The 15,327-nt window shown below is 72.0% G+C and carries 14 protein-coding genes; 8 read left to right on the top strand and 6 right to left on the bottom strand.

The features are described from left to right. The 3 genes from DVH02_RS29550 to DVH02_RS29540 all read right to left on the bottom strand — a co-directional run. Positions 1 to 2,367 (bottom strand): Tex family protein (locus DVH02_RS29550; RefSeq protein WP_147286155.1); only part of this gene is annotated, 2,367 nt, incomplete at its 3' end. A gap of 217 nt (positions 2,368 to 2,584) precedes the next feature. After that, positions 2,585 to 3,445, bottom strand: coding sequence for an SCO6745 family protein (locus DVH02_RS29545; protein ID WP_114626925.1), 861 nt, complete (start codon positions 3,443 to 3,445; stop codon positions 2,585 to 2,587). Positions 3,446 to 3,561: 116 nt separating this feature from the next. Then, positions 3,562 to 4,350, bottom strand: a complete 789-nt coding sequence (locus tag DVH02_RS29540) for an enoyl-CoA hydratase/isomerase family protein (RefSeq protein WP_114626924.1) — start codon at positions 4,348 to 4,350, stop codon at positions 3,562 to 3,564. Between the two features lie 242 nt (positions 4,351 to 4,592). Here DVH02_RS29540 and DVH02_RS29535 point away from each other — a divergent pair, with 242 nt between their 5' ends. Next, positions 4,593 to 5,096, top strand: a complete 504-nt coding sequence (locus DVH02_RS29535) for an ATP-binding protein (protein ID WP_114626923.1) — start codon at positions 4,593 to 4,595, stop codon at positions 5,094 to 5,096. Here DVH02_RS29535 and idi read toward each other — a convergent pair. The 3 genes from idi to galE all read right to left on the bottom strand — a co-directional run bounded on the left by idi (position 5,071) and on the right by galE (position 7,884). Further along, positions 5,071 to 5,664, bottom strand: coding sequence for an isopentenyl-diphosphate Delta-isomerase (idi, locus tag DVH02_RS29530; protein ID WP_114626922.1), 594 nt, complete (start codon positions 5,662 to 5,664; stop codon positions 5,071 to 5,073). The genes DVH02_RS29535 and idi overlap by 26 nt on opposite strands. Positions 5,665 to 5,790: 126 nt before the next feature. Then, entirely contained in the window at positions 5,791 to 6,729 is a 939-nt protein-coding gene (locus DVH02_RS29525; RefSeq protein ID WP_114626921.1) for a cation diffusion facilitator family transporter, read from the bottom strand. Positions 6,730 to 6,891: 162 nt separating this feature from the next. Next, positions 6,892 to 7,884, bottom strand: coding sequence for a UDP-glucose 4-epimerase GalE (gene galE / locus DVH02_RS29520; RefSeq protein ID WP_114626920.1), 993 nt, complete (start codon positions 7,882 to 7,884; stop codon positions 6,892 to 6,894). 251 nt (positions 7,885 to 8,135) lie between these two features. Here galE and DVH02_RS29515 point away from each other — a divergent pair, with 251 nt between their 5' ends. From DVH02_RS29515 to DVH02_RS29485, 7 genes are all read left to right on the top strand, one after another. Next, positions 8,136 to 10,067, top strand: a complete 1,932-nt coding sequence (locus tag DVH02_RS29515) for a DUF5941 domain-containing protein (RefSeq protein ID WP_114626919.1) — start codon at positions 8,136 to 8,138, stop codon at positions 10,065 to 10,067. Next, the gene (locus tag DVH02_RS29510; protein ID WP_114626918.1) at positions 10,064 to 10,813 is read left to right on the top strand and encodes a phosphocholine cytidylyltransferase family protein; all 750 of its coding nucleotides are present in this window, start codon (positions 10,064 to 10,066) and stop codon (positions 10,811 to 10,813) included. Before DVH02_RS29515 ends, DVH02_RS29510 begins: the two co-directional genes overlap by 4 nt. Beyond that, positions 10,801 to 11,862, top strand: a complete 1,062-nt coding sequence (locus DVH02_RS29505; RefSeq protein WP_114626917.1) for an iron-containing alcohol dehydrogenase family protein — start codon at positions 10,801 to 10,803, stop codon at positions 11,860 to 11,862. Before DVH02_RS29510 ends, DVH02_RS29505 begins: the two co-directional genes overlap by 13 nt. Then, positions 11,840 to 12,619, top strand: coding sequence for a CDP-alcohol phosphatidyltransferase family protein (locus DVH02_RS29500; protein ID WP_114626916.1), 780 nt, complete (start codon positions 11,840 to 11,842; stop codon positions 12,617 to 12,619). The genes DVH02_RS29505 and DVH02_RS29500 overlap by 23 nt, the downstream gene beginning before the upstream one ends. A gap of 44 nt (positions 12,620 to 12,663) precedes the next feature. Next, positions 12,664 to 13,290, top strand: a complete 627-nt coding sequence (locus DVH02_RS29495) for a glycosyltransferase family 2 protein (protein ID WP_114626926.1) — start codon at positions 12,664 to 12,666, stop codon at positions 13,288 to 13,290. 100 nt (positions 13,291 to 13,390) lie between these two features. Beyond that, on the top strand, positions 13,391 to 14,320 hold the full coding sequence (locus tag DVH02_RS29490; RefSeq protein ID WP_114626915.1) for an ABC transporter permease: 930 nt from the start codon (positions 13,391 to 13,393) through the stop codon (positions 14,318 to 14,320). Continuing rightward, positions 14,313 to 15,098, top strand: coding sequence for an ABC transporter ATP-binding protein (locus tag DVH02_RS29485; RefSeq protein WP_114626914.1), 786 nt, complete (start codon positions 14,313 to 14,315; stop codon positions 15,096 to 15,098). Before DVH02_RS29490 ends, DVH02_RS29485 begins: the two co-directional genes overlap by 8 nt. Positions 15,099 to 15,327 lie beyond the last annotated feature (229 nt).

Below are 15,327 nucleotides of genomic sequence, written 5' to 3'. Positions count from 1 at the left end.
TCCCGCCCGGCGCAGCGCGTCGGCCATCGCGCTGTTCGCCGGGGCGGGAGCGCCCTGGCGGCCACCGCCACCGCCGCCGTTGCCGCCGCGTCCGCCGCCGCGCCCGCCGTTGCTCTGGCGCTGCTGCGGCGGCCGGCCGCCGCCTCCCGAGCGCTCCGGCTTCGCCGCGGCTCCGGAGGCCGACGCCTCGTCGTCCAGGCGCAGGGTCAGCGAGATCCGCTTGCGGGGGATGTCGATGTCCCTGACCTTCACCCGGACCACGTCGCCCGGCTTCACCACCTCGCGCGGGTCCTTGACGAAGTTCCTGGACATCGCGGAGACATGGACCAATCCGTCCTGGTGCACCCCGATGTCCACGAACGCGCCGAAGGCCGCGACATTCGTCACGACCCCCTCCAGCACCATCCCGGGGGCCAGGTCGCCGATCTTCTCGACGCCGTCCTTGAACGTGGCCGTCCTGAACGCCGGACGCGGGTCACGGCCCGGCTTCTCCAGCTCGCGCAGGATGTCCGTGACGGTCGGCAGACCGAAGGCGTCGTTCACGAAGTCGCCGGGCCTCAGGGAACGCAGCACCGAGGTGTTCCCGATGAGCGAGGCGACGTCGGCGCCGCTGGTCTTCACCATCGACCGGACGACCGGGTACGCCTCCGGGTGCACGGACGACGCGTCCAGCGGATCGTCGCCGCCGCGGATCCGGAGGAAGCCCGCGCACTGCTCGTACGCCTTGGGGCCGAGCCTGGCCACGTCCTTGAGCGCGCGCCGCGACCGGAAGGGGCCGTTGGCGTCGCGGTGCGCGACGATGTTCTCCGCGAGGCCCGCGCCGATGCCCGAGACGCGCGAGAGCAGCGGCGCGGAGGCGGTGTTGACGTCGACACCGACACCGTTCACGCAGTCCTCCACCACGGTGTCCAGTGAGCGGGAGAGCTTCACCTCCGACAGGTCGTGCTGGTACTGGCCGACCCCGATGGACTTGGGGTCGATCTTGACCAGCTCGGCCAGCGGATCCTGGAGCCGACGCGCGATCGAGACCGCGCCCCGGATCGTCACGTCCAGCTCGGGCAGCTCCTGCGAGGCGAACGCGGAGGCCGAGTAGACCGAGGCGCCCGCCTCGGAGACCATCACCTTCGTCAGCTTCAGCTCGGGGTGCTTGGCGCACAGCTCACCGGCGAGCTTGTCGGTCTCCCGGGACGCCGTGCCGTTGCCGATGGCGATCAGATCGACCGCGTGCGCTTTCGCGAGTGCCGCCAGCTTGGCGAGCGACTCGTCCCACCGGTTCGCCGGGACGTGCGGATGGATCGTGTCGGTGGCGACGACCTTGCCGGTGGCGTCGACCACGGCGACCTTCACCCCGGTACGGAAGCCGGGGTCGAGGCCGAGCGTGGCGCGTGTCCCGGCGGGGGCCGCGAGCAGCAGGTCCCGGAGGTTCGAGGCGAAGACCCGTACGGCCTCCTCCTCGGCGGCGGTCCGCAGCCGCAGCCGCAGATCGATGCCGAGGTGCACCAGGATCCTGGTCCGCCACGCCCACCGGACCGTGTCCCCCAGCCATGTGTCGCCGGGGCGCCCCCGGTCGGCGACGCCGAAACGGCGCGCGACCATGGCCTCGTACGCGCTCGGGCCGGGCGGCGGCGAGGTCCCGGCGGGCTCCTCCGGCTCCATCACGAGGTCGAGGACGTCCTCCTTCTCCCCGCGGAACATGGCGAGGATCCGGTGCGAGGGCAGCCGGGAGAAGGACTCGGCGAAGTCGAAGTAGTCGGCGAACTTGGCGCCCGCCTCCTCCTTCCCCGCGCGCACCTTCGCGGCGAGCCGTCCCCGGGTCCACATCCGCTCGCGCAGCTCCCCGATGAGGTCCGCGTCCTCGGAGAACCGCTCGGTGAGGACGGCCCGCGCGCCCTCCAGCGCGGCGGCGGGATCCGCGACGCCCCGGTCCGCGTCGACGAACGCGGCCGCGACCGCCTCCGGTTCCGCCGAGGGGTCGCTCAACAGCCGCTCGGCGAGCGGTTCGAGACCGGCCTCGCGGGCGATCTGCGCCTTGGTGCGCCGCTTGGGCTTGAACGGCAGATAGATGTCCTCAAGGCGCGCCTTGGTGTCGGCCGCCCGGATCCGCGCCTCCAGGGCGTCGTCGAGCTTGCCCTGTTCCCGTACGGATTCCAGGATCGCGGTCCGCCGCTCCTCCAGCTCCCGCAGGTAGCGCAGCCGCTCCTCCAGGGTGCGCAGCTGCGCGTCGTCGAGCATCTCGGTCGCTTCCTTGCGGTAGCGCGCGATGAACGGCACGGTCGAGCCGCTGTCGAGCAGCTCGACCGCGGCCCTCACCTGGCGCTCCCGCACACCGAGTTCCCCGGCGATCCGGTCTTCAATGGATGTCGTCACGCTCACGCTCCGCTGTTCATTGGTCCGCCGTGAGCATTGTGGCAGGCCGCGCCGACATCGGCGGGCGCGACCGGTCCGCGGCGCGTGGCGCCGGGCGCGGAGCCGGTCGGGTGACCTCCGACGGGGCGGCCACGCCCTGGCACGCGCCCTTCCCGCGTCGCCGAAACGCCCCGGGTCCTGTCCGGGCGGTCTGCGCCGGGGCCGGAACGACAGGCTCTCAGCGCGTGCCGAAGATCCCCGCGGGGAAGGCGCCCGCGGCCACCGCCGTCGCCGTGAGGGCGCCCGCCAGTTCGGTGAGCCGGGCCACGCCCGCCGCGCCGAGGCCCTCGTACGGGGCCAGGTCCAGCCGGTCGGTCTCCTCCTCCAGCGTCTTGCGCAGCTCCGTGCCCGCCGGGGTCAGCTCGTCCGCGCCGTCCAGCAGCCCGCGCGCCCGCAGCCGCTCCTGGCCCGCCTGCCACTCCTCCTGGTTCCAGCCCCGGCTGGCGCGCACCCAGTCCTCCGCCATGCCCCGGCTGCTCGCGGTGTGGCTGACCAGGGCGTCGACCGGACCGAGCCCCGCCGTGACCAGCGCCGCGAGATGTCCGTCGCCCCGGTGTTCGCGCAGCTGGGTCGCCGCGTGCCACAGCGCCAGATGCGGCTCGCGGGGCACCGGCAGACCGGCGTTCGCGGCGTACAGCGGGCGCGCCGCACGGGTGCCTGCCTCGGCGGCCCGCAGTGCCAGCTCCGCCGCCTCGGCCAGCTCCTTCGACGCGATGGCCTCCTCGCCCAGCAGACGGCGCAGCGTCGCGTCGGCGGCGCTCAGGCGGGTTTCGAGGGCCTGCTCGGGGGAGACGCTGTCCCACAGGTCAGGGATGTGCCGGGCCACGTGCGCGTACTGGAAGTTGTAGAACGTCGCGGTGACGACCCCCGCGCCGACCGCGCCGAGCGGAGCGGCACGGGCCGCGAAGTAGGCGCCGCGCGCGTCCACGTCGTGGCGCGCGAACGCGCTCGTGAGGTCGGGGGAGAAGTACAGGGCCGAGTGGAGCGGGTTGAGGGCGGCGTGACAGTGGCGTGCGGCGCGCGCGGGCAGAGAAGTCATACCAGCATGTTACCGACTGGTTGGTACGGAGTGAACGGGCCCAGCCGCCGCCGGGCGAACCGGTACGGGGGTACGGGCCCGGCCCGGCATCGCCGCGCTTCGGCCGTACCTCCGCCTCATCGGCTGCCCGCCACGCTCCCGGCGCTCCACCCGAAGCGCGGCTCCCGGCGCTCCAGAAAGGCGGCGACCCCCTCCGCCGTGTCGCCGCTGCCGTGCGCCTGCGCCGTCCAGTACTCCTCCGCGCCGGTGTGTTCCGCCCCGGCGCGCCCCGGGACGAACGCCTTGGCCGCCGCCTGGGTCACCGCCGAGCGCGAGCGGAGCACCCGGGTGAACTCGGCCACCCGTCCCTCCAGTTCGCCGGCCGGCAGCACCTCGTCCACCAGCCCGGTGCGCAGCGCCCGTTCCGTGCCGATCAACTCGGCCGAGAACAACAGGTACTTGGCGGTCGACGGGCCCACCAGCGAGGCCAGCCGCCGGGTGGACGACTCCGGGTAGACGATGCCAAGCCGCGCCGGAGTGACGCCGAAGAGGGCGCCCTCCTCGGCGAAACGCAGATCGCAGGCGGCCGCCAACTGGCAGCCGCCGCCCACGCAGTGGCCCCGTACGGCGGCGAGCGTCGGCCGGGGGAAGGCGGCCAGCGCCTCCTCCGCCCGCACCGCCAGGGACCGCGGATCCTCGCCAGGACCGGCGGGCTCCCGCAGCGAGGAGATGTCGGCGCCCGCGCAGAACGTGTCGCCCCCGCCGGTCAGCACCAGGACCCGTACGGCGGGATCGGCCGCCAGCCGGTCGAGGAGCGGGGGCAGCTCCCGCCACATCCGGGCGGTCATCGCGTTGCGCTTGGCGGGGTGGTGGATGACCACACGCGCCGTACCGTCGGTGACGGAGTGCAGCAGTTGGGACTCCATATTCCGGATGCTATCCCCGAGGCACATGCCGCTCCGCACCGCCTGTCAATCGGCGATAAACAGCGATCAGTTTCGGGATGTTTTCCATCAAAAGCAGGCTGGCTTCGCCAATAACTGCTGACTTCTGTTCAGTAGTCCGGAACGGACTATCTCGGGCCCCCACACTCGGTAACCGTGGGAGTCCGCCGGTGCCGGACGCCGACGGGAAGACACCGGTCCAACCGAAGGGTGGGTACCCCAGCATGGAGAGCCGCGTGAGCGTTCCGGCCCGGCCGCTGCCGTACGAGGGGGTCTGGCGCTTCACGGCACCCGCCACCGACGTCTCCGTACCGCGGGCCAGGCACGCCGTGCGCGATCTGCTCCGGCGCCAGCGGGTACCGGTCAGGGACGTGGTCGTCCAGGGGGTGCTGCTCATCGTCTCGGAGCTGGTCACCAACGTGGTGCGGCACGCGGCGCTGCTCTCGCCCGAGGTGGCCGTCGAGGTCGCCATCGGCGCGGAGTGGATCCGGATCTCCGTCGAGGACGACCACCCCTACCGGCCGACCGCGCTGGAGACCGACCACGCCAGGACCGGCGGGCGCGGGCTGCTGCTCGTACGGGAGACCACCCGCGAGGCCGGCGGCGGCTGCGGCGTCGAGCACACCGCCGGCGGCGGGAAGATCGTCTGGGCGGTGCTGCCCTTCCTCTGTCCGGTCGCCGTGGAGCGCCCGCGCGAGGGCGTCACCAGCCCCCGGCGGAGCCTGTGAGTTCCCTGACCGCCGGGCGCGCGGCGTCCAGCACGGTCATGAACCACGCGGAGAAGGGTGCCGCGCGATGCCGCTCGGTCAGCTCCTGCGGGGTGACGAACGCGGTCTCGCCGACCTCCTCGGGGTCGGGGCGCGGCGCGGACTGCGCCAGCCCGACGAAGAGGTGGTTGTACTCCTGCTCGACCAGTCCGGACTCCGGGTCGGGGTGGTTGTAGCGCACCGTGCCCGCCTCGGCGAGCAGCGAGGGCGAGATGCCCAGCTCCTCGTGGGTGCGGCGGGCCGCCGCCGCGAACGGCGCCTCGCCGGGGTACGGGTGTCCGCAGCAGGTGTTGGACCAGACGCCGGGGGAGTGGTACTTGCCCAGCGCGCGGCGCTGGATCAGCAGCCGGCCCTGCTCGTCGAAGAGGAAGACGGAGAAGGCCCGGTGCAGCCGGCCGGGCGGCTGGTGGGCGCTGAGCTTCTCGGCGGTGCCGATGGTGTTGCCGTTCTCGTCGACCAGCTCCAGCATGATCGTTTCTTGTGCGCCGTTCGACGAGCTGTTCGCCGCAGTGACTGGTGTGGTCGGCATAACCATCCTTCGCTTCGGGCCTCGGCCGCCAAGTCTGCCGTACAAAAGCCCCGTGTCCGCACTTCGGGGGCGTGGGCATGTCCGTTCGGCCCGGGACCCGCCGCCCGCCCCGCGCACCGGGCCCTCTCAGTGGCAGAGTCTCGCCTCGTGCTCCGCGTGGCCCCCCGGCTCCAGCTGGAAGGTGCAGTGCTCGACGTCGAAGTGGTGGCCGAGACACCCTTGCAGGTCGTGGAGGATCTTCTCGTGCCCCGCCACATCCAGGGACTCCTGTTCCACGACCACGTGCGCGGAGAGCACCGGCATCCCCGAGGTGATCGTCCAGACGTGCAGGTCGTGCACGTCCGCCACCCCGGGCAGCGCCAGCATATGCGCCCGCACCTCGGCCATGTCCACGTCCTTGGGAGCCGCCTCCAGCAGGACGTCGAGCGTCTCCCTGAGCAGCTTGAGCGTACGCGGGACGATCATGAGGCCGATCAGCAGGCCCGCGATCGGGTCGGCGCTCTGCCACCCCGTGGCCAGGATGATCCCGGCCGAGACCAGCACCGCGAACGAGCCGAGGGTGTCGGCGAGTACCTCCAGGTAGGCGCCGCGCACATTGAGACTGTCCTTCTGCCCGCGCGTCAGCAGCGACAGCGAGACGAGGTTGGCGGCCATACCGATCAGCGCGAAGACGATCGTCAGCCCGCCCTTGGTCTCCGGCGGCGTGATGAAACGGTCGACCGCCTCGTACAGCAGGAAGCCGCCGACCCCGAGCAGCAGCAGACAGTTGGCCAGCGCCGCGAGGATCTCGGCCCGCGCGTAGCCGAAGGTACGCTTCGCCGTCGGCGGGCGGCCCGCGAAGTGGATCGCCAGCAGGGCCATGCCGAGCCCCACCGCGTCCGTCGCCATGTGCGCCGCGTCGGCGAGCAGGGCCAGCGAGTCGGACAGGATCCCGCCCACGATCTCCACCACCATCACGGACAGCGTGATCGACAGCGCGATGCGCAGCCTGCCCCGGTGGGCGGCGGTCGCGGTGCCGCCCGCGGGCGCTCCGTGCGTGTGTCCGTGGTTGTGCCCTGCCCCCATGAGGCGCCTCCCGGTCGTCTGGGCGATCTGCCGACCACGCCAGTGAACACCGGTGGGGGGTATCGGGCAACACGGGACTGAACACCGTTGTCAACTGCTCTGACCTGCGGAAATGATCGCAGGTCAGAGCAGTTCAAATGATCATCGGTCCGGGGTGGCGGGTCACCCCGCCCGGACGGCCGGACGGTGCAGCCGCCACCCCGCCCAGGCCGACTCCACCATCTCGCGCACCCCGCGGCGCGCGCTCCAGCCCAGCTCCTCGGAGATCAGCCCCACCGACGCGACCGCCCGCGCGGCGTCCCCCGGCCGCCGCGCCCCGACCACCGGCGGCGTGCGGTCGCCGGTCACCTCCGCCACCAGATCGGCCAGCTCCCGCACCGAGACGCCCTCGCCCCGGCCGATGTTGACCGTCAGGTCCGCCGGTTCCCCCGCGGTGTCCAGCTCGGCCAGCCGCCGCGCCGCCGCGAGATGGGCCTCGGCGAGATCCGCGACATGGATGTAGTCACGGACGCACGTGCCGTCCGGGGTCGGATAGTCGTCACCGAAGATCATCGGCGGCTCGCCCCGGCTGATCCTGTCGAAGAACATCGGAATGATGTTGAACACCCCGGTGTCGGACAGCTCGGGCCGCTCCGCGCCCGCCACGTTGAAGTACCGCAGACAGCCCGTGGCGATCGAGTGGGTCCGCCCGGTCGCGCGCACCAGCCACTCGCCCGCCAGCTTGGTCTCGCCGTACGGATTGATCGGCACCGCCGGGGTCCGCTCCGTGATCAACTCCACATCCGGCACCCCGTACACGGCCGCCGACGAGGAGAACAGGAAGCGCCGGACATCCGCCGCCACCACCGCCTCCAGCAGCACCGTGAGCCCGTGCAGATTCTCCCGGTAGTACATCAGCGGCCGCTCCACGGACTCCCCGACCCGCTTCTTGCCCGCCAGATGCACCACCCCGGTGACCCCGTGCCCGGCGAGCGTACGGTCGACGAGGCCCCGGTCCAGCAGCGAACCCCGCACCAGCGGGATCTCCGGCGGCAGCCGCTCGGCGAAACCGGTCGACAGATCGTCCAGGACGACCACCCGTTCCCCCGCCGCGGCCAGCGACCGTGCCACATGTGCCCCGATATAACCCGCTCCGCCTGTGATCAGCCACGTCATGGAGCCACCCTAAAGGGACGCCCCGGACGGCAGAGCGCACCGCCGGGCGCGGTTTGGCGGACGCGCGCCGATCGACAATGATGATCTCCGTCCGGGCGGCGTACCGCCCGGACCACGGCGACCACCGCGTAAACGGGCGGTGAACTCACCCTTCCGTTCATCCGATAGCCTCTGCCGACATGCCGCCCCGCCCGGATCCCGGGCGGTACCGCCGCGCCCCCAGCCCCGTCAGTGCCAAGGAGTGAGTTCGTCTGCCGACCGCCATCCTCGCCGGTCCTCCGGTACCCGGATCGTCGCTCGAAGGCGATCTGCGGGCGCTGGGTTTCGACGTACGTACCGCGCCGGGCGCCCCCGAGGCCCGGGAGCTGATCGCCTCGGCACCCGCCGCCGACCGCGTCGCGCTGGTCGACCCGCGCTTCGTCGGCCACCTCCACGCGCTGCGCCTGGCGCTGACCGATCCGCGCTTCCCGGCCGCCGCCGTCCCCGGCGCGCTCACCGCCCAGCCCGAGGCACGCCCCGCGCTGCTGCGCGCCCTGAGCACGCTGGCGGCCGACGCGACCCCGGCGCGGACCGGCGCCGCCGAGCCGCACGCGGCGGCCACCGCCGGTGCCCCCGCCCGCCACGACACCGAACCGCCCGCCCCCGCGCCGCGGTTCACCACCGCCCCGGCCGGGCAGGACCTCGCCGACCGGGCGGCGCGCGCGCTCGACGCCGACGGCACGGCGGTCACCCGGCCCGAGCTGGGCTCGCTCGTCGCCGCCGTACCGGCCGACGCGCCCGCCAGGGAACAGGCCGCCGCCGAGGTCGCCGCCGTGGACGACGAGGCGGTACGGCTGCGCTCCGCCGTCAAGGCCCGCGACGGCTTCTTCACCACCTTCTGCGTCAGCCCGTACTCCCGCTACCTCGCCCGCTGGTGCGCCCGGCGCGGACTGACCCCCAACCAGGTCACGACCGCCTCGCTGGTCACCGCCCTGATCGCGGCGGCCTGCGCGGCCACCGGCACCCGGGGCGGCTACGTCGCCGCCGGCGCGCTGCTGATCTTCTCCTTCGTGCTGGACTGCACCGACGGGCAGCTCGCCCGCTACTCGCTCCAGTACTCCACGATGGGCGCCTGGCTGGACGCCACCTTCGACCGCGCCAAGGAGTACGCCTACTACGCGGGCCTCGCGCTCGGCGCGGCACGCGGCGGCGACGACGTATGGACGCTCGCGCTCGCCGCGATGGTCCTGCAGAGCTGCCGCCACTTCGTCGACTTCTCGTTCAACGAGGCCAACGCCGACAGCGCCACCGCCGCGGCCGACGGCAAGGCCGTGGTGGGCACCCCCACCTCCGCGCTCTCCAGCAGGCTCGACAGCGTCGGCTGGACGGTCTGGACACGCCGCATGATCGTGCTGCCGATCGGCGAGCGCTGGGCGATGATCGCCGTGCTCACGGCCCTGACCACGCCCAGGACCGTCTTCTACGCCCTGCTCGTCGGCTGCGCCTTCGCCGCCTGCTACACCACCGCGGGACGGGTGCTGCGCTCGGTGACCCGCCGGTCCGTCCGTACCGACCGCGCCGCCCGCGCGCTCGCCGACCTGGCCGACTCGGGCCCGCTCGCCGAGACCGTCGCGCGGGCGGCGCGCCGCCCGGCCCGCGCGCTGCGCGGCCCGCTGCCGTTCCTGATCGCGCTGGCCGGGGGCGCGGCGGCCGTCGCCATGGCCGCCTTCGGACCGCTGGACAGCCCCGTACTCGTCCTCGGCGCCCTGGTGTACGTCCTGACCTCAGGATTCGTCGTCGCCCGCCGGATGGGCGGCGCCCTCGACTGGCTGATACCGCCGGTCTTCCGGGCGGCCGAGTACAGCACCGTCCTGATCCTCGCCCACCGCGTCGACCTGCCCGGCGCCCTGCCCGCGGCGTTCGGGCTGGTGGCGGCCGTCGCCTACCATCACTACGACACCGTGTACCGCATCCGCGGCGGCGCCGGAGCCCCGCCCCGCGGCCTGGTCAGGCTGCTCGGCGGCCACGAGGGCCGCACCCTGCTGGTCGCCCTCCTCGCCGCCCTCTCCACGCGCGCGTTCGACCTCCCGTCGGCCCTGACGGTGCTCGCGTGCGCCGTTGCGGTGATCGCGCTCACGGAGTCCATCCGGTTCTGGGTCTCCTCCGGAGCCCCCGCCGTACACGACGAAGGAGAAACCGCATGATCGGCCTCGTACTCGCCGCCGGAGCGGGACGCCGTCTGCGTCCTTACACCGACACGCTGCCCAAGGCCCTCGTGCCGGTCGACCCGGCAGGGGAGGGGACCACGACCGTCCTCGACCTGACGCTCGGCAACTTCGCCGCGGTCGGCCTGACCGAGGCCGCGATCGTCGTCGGCTACCGCAAGGAGGCCGTGTACGAGCGCAAGGCCGCCCTGGAGCGGACGTACGGCCTGAAGCTCACCCTGATCGACAACGACAAGGCCGAGGAGTGGAACAACGCCTACTCCCTCTGGTGCGCCCGCGACGTCCTCGCCCGCGGCGTCATCCTGGCCAACGGCGACACGGTGCACCCCGTCTCCGTCGAGAAGGACCTGCTCGCCGCGCGCGGCGGCGGCCGCCGCGTCATCCTCGCCCTCGACACGGTCAAGGACCTCGCCGACGAGGAGATGAAGGTCATCACGGACGGCACCGGGGCCGTCACCCGCATCACCAAGCTGATGGACCCGGCCACCGCCACCGGCGAGTACATCGGCGTCACCCTGATCGAGCCCGAGGCCGCCGCCGACCTCACCGACGCGCTGCGGACCACCTTCGAGAAGGACCCCGACCTCTACTACGAGGACGGCTACCAGGAGCTGGTCGACCGGGGCCTGACCATCGACGTGGCACCCATCGGCTCCATCCCCTGGGTCGAGATCGACAACCACGCCGACCTCGCGAAGGGCCGTGAGATCGCGTGCCAGTACTGACCCGGCTCATCCCCTCGCCGGTCGTCGTGGACATCAGCCGCGGCGCCCTGGACGATCTGGCCGGGCTCCTCGCCGACCAGCGCATCTCCAGTTCCGGCCGGATCGCCGTGGCGATAAGCGGCGGCTCCGGGCAGGCGCTGCGCGAGCGCCTGGCGCCCGCGCTGCCCGGCGCCGACTGGTTCCAGGTCCTCGACGGCACGATCGACTGCGCCGTCAAGCTGGCGGACGACATCAAGGGCAAGCGGTACGACGCCGTGGTCGGCCTCGGCGGCGGCAAGATCATCGACGTCACCAAGTACGCGGCGGCCCGGGTCGGGCTGCCCATGGTGGCCGTCGCGACCAACCTCGCGCACGACGGCCTCTGCTCGCCCGTGGCGACCCTGGACAACGACAACGGACGCGGCTCCTACGGGGTCCCCACCCCGATCGCCGTGGTCATCGACCTCGACGTGATCCGCGACGCCCCCGTCCGCTACGTCCGCTCCGGCATCGGCGACGCCATCTCGAACATCTCCTGCGTCGCCGACTGGGAGCTGTCCCGCCGGATCACCGGCGAGGCAGTCGACGGACTCGCCGCCGCGATGGCCCGCCAGGCGGGCGAGGCCGTCCTGCGCCACCCCGGCGGCGTGGGCGACGACTCCTTCCTCACCACCCTGGCCGAGGGGCTCGTCATGACGGGCATCTCGATGTCCGTCGCGGGCGACAGCCGCCCCGCCTCGGGCGCCTGCCACGAGATCAACCACGCCTTCGACCTCCTCTACCCCAAGCGTTCCGCGCCCCACGGCGAACAGGTCGGCATCGGTGCCGCCTTCGCCATGCGGCTGCGCGGCGCCGAGGAGGAGTCACTGCTGTTCACCGAGGTGCTGCGGCGTCACGGTCTGCCCGTGCTGCCGGAGGAGATCGGCTTCACCGCCGACGAGTTCGTCCGGGCCGTCGCCTACGCACCGCAGACCCGGCCGGGCCGCTTCACCATCCTGGAACACCTCGACCTGTCCACCGACCAGATCAGGGACGCGTACGCCGACTATGCCTCGACCCTCAGTAGCTGAACTCCGCCCGGTCGTCCACCCGGAAGGAGTGAAGGACCGGCGCAGTGGAGAGCACTGGGCCGGACGCATGTACATGCGGGAAGTCTCGCTGCGCGTCGACCGGTACCTGGTGAACACGCGGGTCACGCCCAACCAGCTGACGTACGTGATGACCGTCGCCGGTGCCCTCGCCGCCCCCGCCCTCCTGGTGCCGGGCATCACGGGCCCGGTGCTCGCCGTGCTGGCGGTCCAGCTCTATCTGCTGCTCGACTGCGTCGACGGGGAGATCGCCCGTTGGAAGAAGCAGTACTCGATGACCGGGGTGTACCTGGACCGGGTCGCCGCCTACCTGTGCGACGCCGCCGTTCTGGTCGGCTTCGGGCTGCGGGGCGCCGACCTGTGGGGCACCGGCCGGATCGACTGGCTGTGGGCCTTCCTCGGTACGGTCGCCGCCCTCGGCGCCATCCTGGTCAAGGCCGAGACCGACTTGGTCGGCGTCGCCCGCCACCAGCAAGGACTCGCCCCGGTCAAGGAGTCGGCCTCCGAGCCGCGCTCGTCCGGTATGGCGCTGGCTCGCAGGGCCGCCGGGGCGCTCAAGTTCCACCGCCTCATCCTCGGTATCGAGGCGTCCCTGCTGATCCTTCTCCTCGCGATCCTGGACTCGGTCAGGGGCGACCTGTACTTCAGCCGCCTCGGGATCGCCGTCCTCGCGGGGATCGCGATCCTCCAGACCCTCCTCCACCTGATCTCCATCCTGGCGTCCAGCAGGCTGAGGTGAGCGACGGGCGACCGGGCCCGACCCTGGGCGCGGTGATCATCACCATGGGCGACCGCCCCGGCGAGCTGCGCGCGCTGCTCGACTCGGTCGCCCGGCAGGACGGCGACCCCGTCGAGACCGTCGTGGTCGGCAACGGCGCCCCCGTGGGCGCCGTCCCGGCCGGGGTACGGACCGTCGAGCTGCCGGAGAACCTCGGCATCCCCGGCGGCCGCAACGTCGGCATCGAGGCGTTCGGCCCGGCAGGCGGGGACGTGGACGTCCTGCTCTTCCTCGACGACGACGGGCTGCTGGCGCGTACCGACACCGCCGAGCTGCACGAGGAGACCGACCTGGCCTGGCGGGCGCTGGACGCCGGCTGGATGATCGACTACCGCGCCGACCTGGTCCTCCTGCACCCCACCCTGCCGCCGTCGAGACACGCGGTCCACCACCGGATGGTGGCCCGAAACCGGGTGTGGCCGGCCCGCCGCAATCTGCCCGCGCCGCTCGTCCCCGGCTATCTCGGTGTGTGGCTCCTGCTCACCGTGGTCCGCCGTCCGTCCGCTCCGGCGCTCCGGGCATGGTTCGGCGGGTTCCGGGAAGGCTGGGCGACGCCGTGCGGCCCACGCCGTCCCATGAAGTGGCGTACGGTGTGGCGGCTGACCCGGTTGGGCCGACCGCCCGTCATCTGACAAGCTCGGCTCTGAGAGCATCGGGCGTACTCCTCCCGGGGCGCGGACCCCCCGCCCGCGCCCGACCGGCTGCGCATCTTGAACACGAAAGTTTCAACTTGTGAGTGACACAACCCAAGAGGGTGCGATCGCTGTGAGCGCCCCCCCTTCGCCCGACGACGATCTGTCCTCGGCCGATCTCGCCGCCAAGTACGGACTGGCGGTGAGCGGTGCCCGGCCAGGGCTGCGGGACTACGTCCGGCAGCTGTGGGGCCGACGCCACTTCATCCTGGCCTTCTCCCAGGCGAAGCTCACGGCCCAGTACAGCCAGGCGAAGCTGGGCCAGCTGTGGCAGGTGGCCACCCCGCTGCTGAACGCCCTTGTCTACTACCTGATCTTCGGGCTGATCCTCGGGACCAGGAAGGGCTTCAGCCAGGACGTCTTCATCCCCTTCCTGGTCACCGGCGTCTTCGTCTTCACCTTCACCCAGAGTTCGGTGATGGCCGGGGTGCGGGCGATCTCCGGGAATCTGGGGCTGGTGCGCGCCCTGCACTTCCCCCGGGCCTCCCTGCCGATCTCCTTCTCGCTCCAGCAGCTTCAGCAACTGCTCTACTCGATGATCGTCCTGGTCATCGTGGTGATCGGCTTCGGCAGCTACCCCAAGCTGTCCTGGCTGCTGGTGGCCCCCGCGCTGGCGCTCCAGTTCGTCTTCAACACCGGACTCGCGCTGATCATGGCCAGACTGGGCAGCAAGACGCCCGACCTGGCCCAGCTGATGCCGTTCGTACTCCGTACCTGGATGTACTCGTCCGGCGTGATGTTCTCGATTCCGGTCATGCTGAAGGACAAGCCCTCCTGGATCGCCGACGTCCTGCAGTACAACCCGGCCGCGATCTACATGGATCTCGTCCGGTACGCGCTGATCGACGGCTACGGCTCGTCGAATCTGCCCGCGCACGTCTGGCTGGTGGCGCTGGTGTGGGCCGTGGCGCTGGGTGTCGTCGGCTTCGTGTACTTCTGGAAGGCTGAGGAGCGCTACGGCCGTGGCTGAGGAGAACAAGCAGGGACGGATCCCCACCGTCATCGCCGACGACGTGCACATCGTGTACCGCGTCAACACCGGGGGCAGCGCCCGGGGCAGCGCCACCGCCGCGCTGAGCCGCATACTCCGGCGCGGCAAGGGCGAGTCGCCCGGGGTCCGCAAGGTGCACGCCGTCCGCGGCGTCACCTTCACCGCGTACCGCGGCGAGGCGATCGGCCTGATCGGCACCAACGGCTCCGGCAAGTCGACCCTGCTGCGCGCCATCGCGGGTCTGCTGCCCGCCGAGAGCGGCAAGGTCTACACGGACGGCCAGCCGTCCCTGCTCGGGGTGAACGCCGCGCTGATGAACGACCTGACCGGTGAGCGCAACGTCATCCTCGGCGGTCTCGCCATGGGCATGACCCGCGAACAGGTCCGGGAGCGCTACCAGTCGATCGTCGACTTCTCCGGTATCAACGAGAAGGGCGACTTCATCACCCTGCCGATGCGCACCTACTCCTCGGGCATGGCCGCCCGGCTCCGGTTCTCCATCGCCGCCGCCAAGGACCACGACGTCCTGATGATCGACGAGGCGCTGGCCACCGGTGACCGCAGGTTCCAGGTCCGCTCGGAACAGCGGATCAGGGAGCTGCGCAAGGAGGCGGGCACCGTCTTCCTGGTCAGTCACAGCAACAAGTCGATCAGGGACACCTGTGACCGGGTGCTGTGGCTGGAGAAGGGCGAGCTGCTGATGGACGGTCCCACCGACGAGGTGCTCAAGGCGTACGAGAAGGAGACCGGCAAGTAGTCCCCGGGCCCGGCCCGCGCCGACGGCCCACCGCCCCCGCCGGATCCCGTCCGGCGGGGGCCTTCTGTCAAGAATCGGTCAAGTCCATTGCGCCCGGGGAGGGTTGGAGTGCCTCGTGATGCTCTCGTCATGCGCTCAACACCCCGAGGTGTTCCTCTTAGTTGTACAACGTAAGCTGTGCTGGGCCGATTCGCGGCAAGTGGGGCCAATACCCACTGAGCACCCTGCC

The sequence above is a fragment of the Streptomyces corynorhini genome (assembly GCF_003346515.1).
Classification (GTDB): domain Bacteria; phylum Actinomycetota; class Actinomycetes; order Streptomycetales; family Streptomycetaceae; genus Streptomyces; species Streptomyces corynorhini.
Note: the sequence above shows the minus strand (reverse complement) of the source record. Positions and strands in the feature narration are given on the sequence as shown.